This window comes from Sodalis ligni, assembly GCF_016865525.2.
In the GTDB taxonomy this organism is placed as follows: domain Bacteria; phylum Pseudomonadota; class Gammaproteobacteria; order Enterobacterales; family Enterobacteriaceae; genus Acerihabitans; species Acerihabitans ligni.
In genome coordinates, this window is the sequence record NZ_CP075169.1 from 1,521,845 (window position 1) to 1,533,444 (window position 11,600).

The following is an 11,600-nucleotide window of genomic DNA, read 5'->3' on the forward strand; positions in this document are numbered from 1 at the left end:
ACAATCTGTCTAAACCTGTCGGTATGCACACGTACCTGTTACTACCATGGAATGAATGTAGATGCTGAAGATTTTAATACCCTGACCAGACAAAAGAGGAATTCAAACCTATTCATGCCGGAAAAGTCGGTATGTACGTGTGCGGTATCACTGTTTATGACCTTTGTCATATCGGCCACGGCCGGACCTTCGTGGCTTTCGACGTCGTCACCCGCTACCTGCGCTTCAAAGGGTATGAAGTGGATTACGTGCGAAATATCACCGATATCGACGACAAGATTATTCACCGCGCGGCGCAAAATAAAGAAACCATCGATCAACTCACCTCCAGAATGATCGGCGAGATGTATCGGGATTTCGATAAGCTGAATATCGCGCGCCCCGACAGCGAACCCCGCGCCACGTTCCACATGGCGGATATCATCGAAATGGTGGAAACGCTCATCGGCAAGGAGCACGCCTATATCGCCGCCAATGGAGACGTGATGTTTGCCGTGGATACCGATCCGTCCTATGGCGAGCTGTCGCGCCAGGACCTGGAACAGCTTCAGGCCGGCGCGCGGGTGGAAGTGGCCGATGTCAAACGCAACCCCATGGACTTCGTGCTGTGGAAGATGTCCAAGGCCGGCGAACCCAGTTGGCCTTCACCCTGGGGGCAAGGCCGCCCGGGCTGGCATATCGAATGTTCGGCCATGAACTGCAAACAGCTCGGTAATCATTTTGATATTCACGGCGGCGGATCGGATTTGATGTTCCCCCACCATGAAAATGAAATCGCCCAGTCCACCTGTGCCCATGAGGGGCCCTATGTGAACTACTGGATGCATTCCGGCATGGTGATGGTGGACAGGGAAAAGATGTCCAAATCCCTGAATAATTTTTTCACCGTGCGTGATGTGCTGAAATATTATGACGCTGAAACGGTGCGTTATTTCCTGATGTCGGGACATTACCGCAGCCAATTGAACTACAGCGAGGAAAACCTCAAGCAGGCGCGATCCTCCCTCGAACGTCTTTATATCGCCCTGCGCGGAGCCGATCCCCAAACCCCGCCGGCGGGCGGCGAAGCTTTCCTGGCGCAGTTCGTTGCCGCCATGGACGATGATTTCAATACGCCGGAAGCCTACTCGGTACTGTTCGAAATGGCGCGGGAAGTCAATCGCCTCAAGGCGGAGAATCCCCGTGAAGCCGCGGGGCTGGCCGCCGCGTTGCGCCAGTTGGGCCATGTTCTCGGCCTGCTGTCCCAGGACCCGGAACAGTTTCTGCAGCACGGCGCCCAAACCGACGATGACGAAACCGCACAGATTGAAGCCCTGATTAAACAGCGTAATGATGCCCGCAAAGAGAAAAACTGGGCCCTGGCGGACCAGGCGCGAAAACAGCTCACCGACATGGGTATCGTACTGGAAGACAGTGCTCAGGGCACTATCTGGCGCCGCGGCTAGAAAGGCGAACGAAAACGCGCCAGAAGGCCCAAGCCGGCCGCGATCGGCCGCCATTGCGCAACGGCCTTCTAAGGCGTTGGTCAATGGTATGGACCCGTTGGGAGGTATTATTTCACTATTGCAGGAGGGGTAGGGGAATATGCCGAAGGATACGCGGTCCGGGGAGAGGGCAAGTGTCTGATCCCCGGATTGCCTGCCTGGCGTTGATTGAATCCAACCGGGCGGAAAGTAGCGCCGTCCTGCCGGCAGTTCTCGTTAATAAGCAGGTTTATTCAACGATCTTCACCACCTGGCCGAGAAATTCCACCTGCTGATTGATCACAACCTTACACCGCTTGCGGGTCTCCATTACCCCGTCTACTTTCACCTGTTGGCCGTTGATGGCGGTTTTCGCCGCCGCGCCGCTGTGGCACCATCCCTGGAATTTTAATAAATCGCACAAAGCAATGTGCGGGTGGCCTGCTAGAGAAAAGGTTTCCATCGTATTCCGCCGTTATGATGCTGTATCGTGAAATTCTTCACATGCCTGCAAGGTATTTTGAATCAAGGTGGCCACCGTCATCGGGCCGACGCCGCCGGGTACCGGCGTAATATAGGATGCCCGCTGCGCGGCGACGGCAAAATCCACATCCCCGACCAGCTTGCCGTTATCCAGCCGGTTAACGCCCACGTCCAGCACCACCGCCCCCGGTTTTATCCATTCTCCGGCAATCAGGCCGGGTTTACCCACCGCCACCACCAGGATATCGGCATACGCGAGATGCCGCTGCAAGTCCTTGGTGAAACGATGGGTCACCGTTACCGTACAGCCGGCCAGCAGTAGTTCCATGCTCATGGGACGGCCGACGATATTGGACGCGCCCACCACCACGGCGTTGACGCCGAAGGTTTCAATGTTGTAATGCTCCAGCAGGGTAATGATGCCCCGTGGCGTGCAGGGACGCAGCAGCGGCGCGCGCTGGCACAAACGTCCGACGTTATAGGGATGGAAACCGTCCACATCCTTATCCGGCCGGATGCGTTCCAATACATTGATATTATCCATGCCCGCCGGCAGCGGCAACTGCACCAGAATACCGTCGATCTGTCCGTCATCGTTCAGCCGGTCGATAAGCGACAGCAGTTCAGCTTCGCTGACGGTGGAAGGTAAATTGTAGGAGCGCGAGACAAAACCGACATCCTCACAGGCTTTGCGTTTATTGGCGACATAAATCTGAGATGCGGGGTTTTCCCCCACCAGCACCACCGCCAACCCTGGCGCGCGTTTACCCGTGACCAGCCGCTGCTTTACCCGTGCGGCAACGTCATTCCTGACCTGTTGAGCAATCGATTTGCCATCAATGAGTTTTGCTACCATCAGAATCGCTAGTCCATCTGTTTAACGTGCCGAGATGGGCTATTTTGGCAGAAGCGCGGCCCGCTGTCAGGCACTGAATGCGATCAGGCTGTTTATCATGCGAGCAGTCGGCAGAAAAGCCATTGACTCGACCTGCCCGCTACGTATAATCCAAACCGCATTATCCCGCATCTTCGCAGTCGGGCGCCCTTAGCTCAGTTGGATAGAGCAACGGCCTTCTAAGCCGTAGGTCACTGGTTCGAATCCAGTAGGGCGTACCATTTCCAATCAACGGACTATGCTGACTTTAGTCTCGCTTCTTTATCGCCTTGCGCCGTTGGTGCGTTGTTACCGCCTTATATTGCATCCGGTTTATAGGATATATATGTTGAATGGTTAAGTGCCAAGCTGGCACATGCGTTTTAACTCATAGCTATAATGAAATAATTATCTTAACTGATAAATCGTCTTGGTCTGGAGCGCGGGCAATCAGTCGTTCCGATTTAACGGTGGAGTTCATTTAAGGTTATCACTCAAAACGATCCGATGTCCCAGAATAGCAAATAAAAAATGCCCGCTACGTTTTAAGCGGGCAAAAGGCTGTCTTAAACAATGAAATTGGCTTCATGGGTGAAGCCAATGGCACGATACCAAAATAAAGATCAGGTTTTGTAGTGAAATCGTTCGGAGTTGCAACAAATAGCGGCGTGGAGGTCATTAAAATTGGCACGCTAAAAAAGCCCGCATACGCGGGCAACAAGTATACACACAACAAAAGGCAAGGAGATGAGGGTTGTTGATGTAATAAGTATGTCCGTTCTAATGTATGGTTATGTCATGGCTGAGTAAGTCTTTCTGAGAAGATGTAAAATGCGATGAGAGAAAAGAGCCCGCTTGTTAACGGGCGAACGACTCAAATAATCAATGGAAATTCCGTAGGAGGCGACTATATATTATTAGAATACTTAAGTAAATCTTATGTTTAGTTTCTGAAGCGATTCTATTTTTTACGCACTAATTCCCACTGTACTGAAATATTCGTCTGCATTAGCGCTAAGAAAAATGTGGTTAATGCTGCGCTGTACTACACCGCTGTTACCCATGGGATTGAATAAACGGCACCCCGTCTCTTTGCTTCAGGCGGATGGGAAATCGAGATGTGGGAAGCGAGAACGTCTTGAAAGCGGGAGGCCCCATCATTGAGCTAAACCGTGATAGGCCCTACGGGATAGGAGGCCGGACCAGGGCATGGACTCGCCATTTGAGCCTGGGTTTGATCCCACAGAGTGGACGATGCACCATCGTGTTACACTACGTTGTAATATAAAAAGATTATTGACCCGCCCGGCGGACATAACATATTATCCAGCTCTCAGGGATTGAAAAGTGTAAGTAAATATTATGGAAAAAAGTTCGCTGTATGCTGTTGTTTGTGTTTTTGCGTTAACCGGCTGTGCGCGTACCGTGCCGGTATTGAATGTTTCCGAGTCCATCACCGCCCATCTCAGTGCTGATGAGATAAAAAACGCTATCCTGCGGGCCGGCACCGAACGTAAATGGGCGATGACCCCCATTGCCCCCGGCGTGATTAACGGGCATCGCAGCCAGCGTGAACATACGGCGGATATTCGTATCACCTATTCCCTTACCGATTATGCCATCACTTATGTCAACAGCCAGAATGTGAAGGCGGGTAATGGGCAAATCCATCGCAACTACAATCGCTGGATCCAAAACCTTGACCACGATATCCAGTTAAAGCTCTCTTCCCAGCAGGTCAATGAATAGGACAGCGGGCCGGATGCCGCCCATTCGGCCCATCGCGGCGTGCCGGGGGCGTCTATCGCCGGACAGCAGGGTGGTTATGGCGGTGCTGACCGTTCCGCCAATGAATTTTTACTAAAGGTAATCAGTATCTTGCCCCTTACCCTTTCTGTCCTGTATCAATTATTTCAGCGGGGGCGGGCAAGTATTTCAAAACCCTTACAACGTTGGCGATGCGACCGGTAAATAGGCCAGGCGCTGCTATGATTACGAACGGGATGTCGGGGAATTTTTTTTCTCCCGTGATAAAGCGCTTGCCCGGCCTTACATGAATAGCACCGATGCAGACGAATCCGATCGTAAGCAAGGGTGCGCTGTGGCTATGCTGCCTGAAAGCGCCGGAGCGGGAGAAGTCAAAGGTGCCGAACGCATCTGACTGATAAGATGCTTGCCCCTTATAAAACGAAGGGTCCGCCGCGGGCAAGGCAATAAAACGCAATTATTGCTCTTATAGCCGTTAATTGTCGTTTGAAGAAGAACAATCCTATGAAATTAACCTTTTCACTTCTTGACTGGCAAGCCAGTGCGCCCGGGCTTGGCGAGGCTGATGAATGGCTGCGCTGGGCCGGCCTTCCGGCGTTTATCGACCCGAAAAGGCCTCTGGCTAAATGCAATCAGCTGCCGATGATGACGGCGCGACGCCTGAACAGCGGCAGCAGGGCGGCGGTGGATTGCGGGCTGGCGTTGCTGCGTCGGCAGAAGGTTGATGCCATAGTATTTACCAGCAGGCACGGCGAACTGGAGCGAAACCTGAGAATTCTGCGAGCTTTGGCGCAAGAAGAAGAAACCTCTCCAACGGATTTCGCCATGTCGGTGCATAATGCTGCTGCGGGCAGCCTGACTATCGCGGCCGCCATGCCGCTGGTTACTACCTCTCTGGCTGCGGGCATGGATACTTTTCAGCAAGGTCTGGTGGAGGCGGCTGCCTTGCAGTCTGCCGGTTACGAACGGATTTTGCTGGTGGATTTTGATGGTGTAATACCGGAATTTTACCAAGATGCGATCCCGGTCCAGATGCCCCGTTATCCCTATGCGGTCGCTTTATTATTAACTAAGGGAAAGACGATGAGTTGTGAGTCCGATATGGCAAGTGCGGGGGAAGAACCCTCTATGGCCCAGAGCCTGCAGTTTTTGCATGCCGCCCTGGCGGAACAGCCGCGATTTGTCATTTACGGCGAGCGTCTGGCTTGGCGCTGGACCCGGTATGGCGGCTAAGGTTCTGCGGCCGTGGGTCGCGACCACCATTTTCAGTCGCCTTTGGCGCCTGCTTATGGGCGGGTGCTGCATAGCGCTGTTTAGCCTGGGGGCATTGTTGATGTCCCTGGTGTGGTTCAATCTGTTGCTGATCATACAGCGGGATGCGTCGAAGCGCCGCAGGCTGGCGCGTCGGTGCATTTCCGCCAGTTTCAGGCTTTTTCTCGGGACTGCCCGTCTATTGGGTGTGCTGGATTACCGCATCGACGGCATAGCGGCATTGCAAAATGACCACGGTTGTCTGGTGGTGGCAAACCATCCGACCCTTATCGATTATGTGCTGCTGGCCTCCGTCATGCCGGATGTGGACTGCCTGGTTAAAGCCGATCTGCTCCACCACTTTTTCTTTCGCGGCGTGATTCGCGCGGCGGACTATTTGGTTAACAGCCAGGGAAAGACGCTGGTGGCGACCTGCCGGCAGCGGCTGCTTAACGGGGATACCATCATGATTTTTCCCGAGGGCACCCGAACCCGCCATGGTTCGGCGCCGGTGTTAAAGCGCGGCGCGGCCAATATCGCCGTGCGATGCGGCTGCGATCTGCGGGTTGTGCATATCCATTGCAGCGAGCAGGTCCTCAACAAAGAGAGCCGATGGTACCAAACCACGCCGGCTAAACCGTTTTTTACCGTCAGCGTTCGTGAACGCATCAGTATCAGTTCATTCATGACAAAGGAAAAAGATACGCAACCCATAGCGGTACGGCATCTGAATCGTTTTTTACAGCAGGCGTTAACGCCGGAGCTTTTATAATTTTTATGTGGAAACAGGTATGGAAGAATTATCCCTTGAGATAAAACAAATGATTATCGACACGCTTAATTTAGAAGAGATGAGTGTGGATGAAATCGAAACCGATGCGCCATTATTTGGGGATGGTCTCGGGTTAGACTCCATCGATGCCCTGGAACTGGGACTTGCGGTCAAAAACCGTTACGGCGTGATGCTGTCGGCGGAAAGCGAAGAGATGCGTCAGCACTTTTTCTCCGTAGCGACACTGGCCGTTTTCATCAATGCTCAGCGCCTCAAGAGTGCCTGATAATACATAACGAGTCGATTATGGACAAAAAACAAATTTATCAGGAAATAACCGGACTGCTGGTCACGCTATTTGAGATTGATGCAGCGCAAATCAAGCCGGAATCGCGTCTCTATGAAGATCTCGAACTGGACAGTATTGATGCCGTGGATATGGTGGTCCACCTGCAAAAGCGAATCGGCCATAAAATTGCGCCGGAAACCTTCAAATCCGTGCGCACCGTGCAGGATGTGGTTGATGCGGTAGAACGGTTGGTGAGCGCTGACTGAATGGCGCAGGCCACTGCTTCTGCCGGCAAAACGGTACAAACAATACTGCGCGGCCTGGGCTGGTTAATGTTGCCGGCATGGCCTCTGCTGGTATGGGTCAGCTTTACCCATCCGCATATCCGCTGGCTGCTGCCGCTTCTGGCGCTGATTTTTGTGCTGCGGATGCTGACGCTGTGGGGTCAAAAAGGCGTTATGGGACAAACGGCGATGGTTTTGGCCCTGGCCGGAGTGATGCTTTGCTCCGCCAGCCTGGCGTTGCGCGACCTGCATCTGCTGCTGTGGTATCCGGTGGCGGTCAATGCCGTTATGCTGGTATTGTTCGGCGGCTCGCTGTTAACGGCCATGCCCCTGGTGGAGCGCCTGGCGCGTTTACGGGAGCCGGATCTTCCCCAAATTGCCATAGTCTACGTGCGCCGCGTTACGCAAATCTGGTGTCTGTTTTTCATTATCAACGGCGGCATTGCGCTGGCGACCTGCCTGGCTGGGAGTTTGTATTGGTGGACGGTATGGAACGGCATGTTGAGCTACCTGTTGATGGGGTCGCTAATGGCCGGCGAGTGGTGGGTACGCAGGCGTTTGCGGGCTGCTTTATGAATACGCCGCGACCTCTGGCCTTGGCTGAGTGGCTCGCCGGTGAAAATGACCGGCGTATCGTGGCGGATAACGGCAAGGAGCAGTTCACCCTGGCGCAGATGCGCGGGCAGGTGCAGGCTCTCTGCCGGCGGCTTCTGGCGCTGTCCCAGCGGCGCTGGGCGCTCTGTTTCGAAGACAGCTATCTGTTTACCGTCGCTTTGCTGGCGTCGCTGCATGCCGGCAAAATTCCCGTTATCCCGGGTCACATTCGTCAATCCCTGCTCCAGGAGCAATCGGACGATTTTGATGGTGTCATCACCGATGCCGATTTGACTCTGTCATGTCCGGTGCTGGGGGTGGAAAGATACGGCGTCGATACCGGGTTACGCTATGACGGCCCAAGCGACGCCGGTTTAACCAACGGACTGCCCGGCATCGATCCTACGGCTTATCTCGTGCTGTTCACCTCAGGTTCCACCGGCAAGCCCCGCCAGGTGAATAAACCGGTGCAATGCCTCGATGAGGAGTCGCGCTGGCTGGCGCGGCTCTGGGGGACGCGTCTGTCGGGTTGCCACTTCGTTGCCTCGGTCAGCCATCAGCATTTATACGGGCTCACCTTCCGCGTCTGTCTGCCTATGGCCCTGGCGCTGAGTTTCGACAGCCGCCAGGTGCTTTATAGCGAACAGCTGGCCTGCCATACTCCCGACCGGCGATATGCCTTTATCAGCAGCCCGGCGTTTCTGCGTCGCCTGGATATGTCCCTGCAGTCGCCGGGATGCCGGCTGATCGTTTCCGCCGGCGGGCCTTTACCCTGGGTGAATGCCGATGCGGCGCGGCGGTGGTTCAGTCAGACAGTGGATGAAATCTACGGCAGTACTGAAACCGGCGTGCTGGCGTGGCGCAGTCGTCAGGAAGAGCATACGCCGTGGCGGCCTTTCCCCGGCGTCAGCCTGACCTGCGACGATGGGGAGTGCTGGCGGGCGCGCTCGCCATTAATCCCTATGGAGCAAGGACTTAAGCTGGATGACAAGCTGTCTTTTGATCCCGCCGGCGGTTTTCAGTTGTGCGGCCGTCATGACCGCATCGTCAAAATCGAGGATAAACGCATCTCCCTCAGTGAAGTTGAGCGGCGCTTGCTGGCGCTGCCGGAAGTCGCGGACGCGGTTGCCTTGCAGGTTGTCCGTCCGGGGCGCAGCGGTGTCGGCGTGGTGTTGGTGTTGCGCCCCCCGGCCCAGGCCGCCGATTTGCCGCAGCTAAAGCGGCGGTGGCGCCATGAGCTGCATCAGTGGCTGGAACCGGTAGCCATGCCGCGTTTCTGGCGCATCATCGATGTCATTCCCCACAACAGTCAAAGCAAACGCGCATGGGCGCAAATACAGGAGCTGTTTCATGCGGCCCGTTGAACTTTCCAGGCATGTCGATGGCCGGCAGGCTGAACTTTGCCTGCGGGTGGACGGGGACCTGTTCTGGTTTCAGGGGCATTTCCCCGGCTACCCTCTGCTGCCCGGTATGGCGCAGCTGGACTGGGTCTTGCTGTATGGCGATGAGCTATTGGCGCCGGGCTGGCTATTTTCCGCCGTCGAAAGCATCAAATTCCAGCACCCGATCCTGCCCGGCAGCATTCTTCGGCTCAAGATGGCCTGGCAGGAGGAAAAACATCTGCTCGCCTTCAGCTATGCGATTGTGCTGGAGGAAACGGAACAGATGGCCAGCAGCGGGAAAATCAGTTTATGTCGATAAACAGCGGCTTTTCCTTCTGCGTGATAATCCCCTGCTACAATCATGGCGCCACCATGCCGGATGTGCTGGCGCGTCTGGCGCCGTTCAACCTGCAGGTTATCATTGTGGATGACGGCAGCAGTGAGCCGACCCGGCAGATCCTCGGGCAACTGGCCCAGGGGAGCCGGGAAATCACTTTGGTGCGCCTGGCCCATAACAGCGGAAAAGGCGCTGCGGTAGTCCGCGGGTTAAAAACGGCGGCCGAGGCCGGTTACAGCCATGCCTTGCAGATAGATGCCGACGGACAGCACCGTATCGAAGACATCCCCCGCCTGCTGGCGGAAGCGCGCCTTCACCCCGAATGCCTGATCTCCGGACGTCCGCTTTACGATGCCTCGGTGCCGAAATCGCGCCTTTACGGCAGATATGTCACCCATGTCTGGGTGTGGATAGAAACCCTGTCGCTCTCCATCAAGGACAGCATGTGCGGCTTCAGGGTATATCCCATCGTGCCGACGCTGGCGCTTAGCGCAAAACACGCCGTCGGACAGCATATGGATTTCGATACGGAGATCATGGTACGTCTGTACTGGCGGGGTACGCCAAGCCGTTTTATCACTACCCGGGTCAGCTATCCGGCCAATGGGGTATCCCATTTCGACGCCTTGTGGGACAACCTGCGGATTTCCTGGATGCATACCCGGCTGTTTTTCGGCATGCTGCCCCGCATTCCCTCTCTGCTACGGCGCCGGCGGCACTGGTCGGGCATGAATGAGCGCAAGGGATTGCTGGGCATGCGGTTTATGCTCGCGATTTATCGGCTGCTGGGACGAGGCGTATTTAATTGGATGCTCAGACCGGTCATCGCCTTTTATTGGCTGACCGGCGGCGTACAGCGCCGTGCATCCCGGGAATGGCTGCTGCAGGTCGGCCGCTATGCGCGTTCGCAGGGAACGGTATTGCCGTCGCCGTTAAGCAGCTATCGGCATTTTTTGCGTTTTGGCGATGCCATGCTGGATAAAATCGCCAGCTGGCGCGGGGACCTGCGGTGGGGACGGGATATTGATTTTGCTCCCGGCGCCCGCGATGCCATCGAGGCCTCGATGCAGCGGGGGCAGCTTATCCTGGCCTCGCATCTGGGGGATCTCGAGGTGTGTCGGGCCATGGCCCAGCAGGTGAGCGGGGTGGTGATCAATGCGCTGGTGTTTACCGACCATGCCCGGCGTTTTAAACAGCTGCTGGAGGAAATCGCACCCCAGACCGGGGTGAATTTGCTGCCGGTGAACAATATCGGTCCGGAAACAGCCATGCTGTTGAAACAAAAACTGGACGCCGGCGAATGGGTGGCGATCGTTGGGGATCGCACCGCGGTAAATCCGCAGCGGGGCGGGGGACGCCGGGTTATCTGGAGCAGTTTTCTGGGCCGGATGGCGCCGTTTCCCCAGGGTCCCTTTGTGCTGGCGGCAGCGTTGCGCTGCCCGGTGCTGCTGATGTTCGCCATTCGTGAACAGGGCAAACTGCGGGTCTATTGCGAGCGTTTCGCCGACCCCATTGCGCTGCCCCGCGCCGGCCGGCAGGCGGCGCTGCAAGAAGCGGCGGATCGTTATGCCCTTCGCCTGGGGCATTTTGCCCTGAAAGCGCCGCTGGACTGGTTTAACTTTTTCGATTTCTGGCATCTGCCGGATGAGCAACGCACAACGGAACAGAAGGAGTGACGGTGGTAAGCGATCCTCGTTTAAGTCATGAAGTGGAGCTGGTTGTCTCCTTCCACGATTGCGATCCGATGGGCGTGGTCTGGCACGGCAACTATATGCGTTTTTTTGAAGTGGCCCGTGAAGCGCTGCTGGAAAAATTCAACTATGGCTACCGCGAGATGCAGGCGTCCGGCTACTGCTGGCCGGTGGTGGACCTGAGAGTCAAATATCGCGCCGCCATTACCTATGAGCAGCATATCCGGGTGCGCGCCGCCATTGAAGAGTATGAGAACCGGCTGCGTATCGCCTACCAGATTTTTGACGCCCGCAGCGGGCAGCGGACCACCACCGGCTACACCATCCAGGTGGCGGTGGCCGAAGGCAGCCGGGAACTGAGCTTTGTCTCGCCGCGGATCCTGTTCGATCGGCTGGGGGTCGCGCCGTGCTGA

General features: G+C 55.8%; 13 protein-coding genes, 1 tRNA gene and 1 pseudogene. 12 read left to right on the plus strand and 3 right to left on the minus strand.

Going from position 1 to position 11,600, the window contains the following annotated elements:
- Positions 1–51: 51 nt before the first annotated feature.
- Positions 52–1,445 (plus strand): annotated as a pseudogene (gene cysS, locus GTU79_RS07105) (cysteine--tRNA ligase).
- A gap of 268 nt (positions 1,446–1,713) precedes the next feature.
- On the opposite strand, the gene ybcJ reads toward cysS, so the two are convergent.
- Positions 1,714–1,926, minus strand: coding sequence for a ribosome-associated protein YbcJ (gene ybcJ / locus GTU79_RS07110; protein ID WP_203522366.1), 213 nt, complete (start codon positions 1,924–1,926; stop codon positions 1,714–1,716).
- Between the two features lie 12 nt (positions 1,927–1,938).
- Positions 1,939–2,802, minus strand: coding sequence for a bifunctional methylenetetrahydrofolate dehydrogenase/methenyltetrahydrofolate cyclohydrolase FolD (gene folD / locus GTU79_RS07115; RefSeq protein ID WP_203522365.1), 864 nt, complete (start codon positions 2,800–2,802; stop codon positions 1,939–1,941).
- Between the two features lie 183 nt (positions 2,803–2,985).
- Between folD and GTU79_RS07120 the strand changes: the two genes are divergently transcribed.
- Both GTU79_RS07120 and GTU79_RS07125 read left to right on the plus strand, forming a co-directional pair.
- A tRNA-Arg gene (locus GTU79_RS07120) sits at positions 2,986–3,062 on the plus strand.
- 1,120 nt (positions 3,063–4,182) lie between these two features.
- Complete coding sequence (locus GTU79_RS07125) at positions 4,183–4,569, plus strand: hypothetical protein (protein WP_214513805.1); 387 nt, start codon at positions 4,183–4,185, stop codon at positions 4,567–4,569.
- Positions 4,570–4,705: 136 nt separating this feature from the next.
- Here the strand turns inward: GTU79_RS07125 and GTU79_RS07130 are convergent, their stop codons facing one another.
- Positions 4,706–5,044, minus strand: a complete 339-nt coding sequence (locus GTU79_RS07130; RefSeq protein WP_214513806.1) for a hypothetical protein — start codon at positions 5,042–5,044, stop codon at positions 4,706–4,708.
- Between the two features lie 47 nt (positions 5,045–5,091).
- Between GTU79_RS07130 and GTU79_RS07135 the strand changes: the two genes are divergently transcribed.
- From GTU79_RS07135 to GTU79_RS07175, 9 genes are read left to right on the plus strand one after another with little or no spacing between them, the layout of a single operon-like run.
- Positions 5,092–5,820 (plus strand): beta-ketoacyl synthase chain length factor, encoded by a 729-nt coding sequence (locus GTU79_RS07135; protein WP_203522362.1) that lies wholly within the window; start codon positions 5,092–5,094, stop codon positions 5,818–5,820.
- Positions 5,810–6,610, plus strand: a complete 801-nt coding sequence (locus GTU79_RS07140; RefSeq protein ID WP_203522361.1) for a lysophospholipid acyltransferase family protein — start codon at positions 5,810–5,812, stop codon at positions 6,608–6,610. The genes GTU79_RS07135 and GTU79_RS07140 overlap by 11 nt, the downstream gene beginning before the upstream one ends.
- A gap of 19 nt (positions 6,611–6,629) precedes the next feature.
- Complete coding sequence (locus GTU79_RS07145) at positions 6,630–6,896, plus strand: phosphopantetheine-binding protein (RefSeq protein ID WP_132922875.1); 267 nt, start codon at positions 6,630–6,632, stop codon at positions 6,894–6,896.
- Positions 6,897–6,916: 20 nt separating this feature from the next.
- Entirely contained in the window at positions 6,917–7,165 is a 249-nt protein-coding gene (locus GTU79_RS07150) for an acyl carrier protein (RefSeq protein WP_203522360.1), read from the plus strand.
- Positions 7,166–7,759 (plus strand): COG4648 family protein, encoded by a 594-nt coding sequence (locus GTU79_RS07155; protein WP_203522359.1) that lies wholly within the window; start codon positions 7,166–7,168, stop codon positions 7,757–7,759.
- Positions 7,756–9,141 (plus strand): class I adenylate-forming enzyme family protein, encoded by a 1,386-nt coding sequence (locus GTU79_RS07160; protein ID WP_203522358.1) that lies wholly within the window; start codon positions 7,756–7,758, stop codon positions 9,139–9,141. The genes GTU79_RS07155 and GTU79_RS07160 overlap by 4 nt, the downstream gene beginning before the upstream one ends.
- The gene (locus GTU79_RS07165) at positions 9,128–9,478 is read left to right on the plus strand and encodes a 3-hydroxyacyl-ACP dehydratase FabZ family protein (protein WP_203522357.1); all 351 of its coding nucleotides are present in this window, start codon (positions 9,128–9,130) and stop codon (positions 9,476–9,478) included. Before GTU79_RS07160 ends, GTU79_RS07165 begins: the two co-directional genes overlap by 14 nt.
- Positions 9,469–11,172: a glycosyltransferase family 2 protein gene (locus tag GTU79_RS07170; protein ID WP_203522356.1), complete on the plus strand. Its 1,704-nt coding sequence runs from the start codon at positions 9,469–9,471 to the stop codon at positions 11,170–11,172. The genes GTU79_RS07165 and GTU79_RS07170 overlap by 10 nt, the downstream gene beginning before the upstream one ends.
- A 2-nt stretch (positions 11,173–11,174) precedes the next feature.
- Positions 11,175–11,600 (plus strand): acyl-CoA thioesterase, encoded by a 426-nt coding sequence (locus GTU79_RS07175; protein ID WP_132922869.1) that lies wholly within the window; start codon positions 11,175–11,177, stop codon positions 11,598–11,600.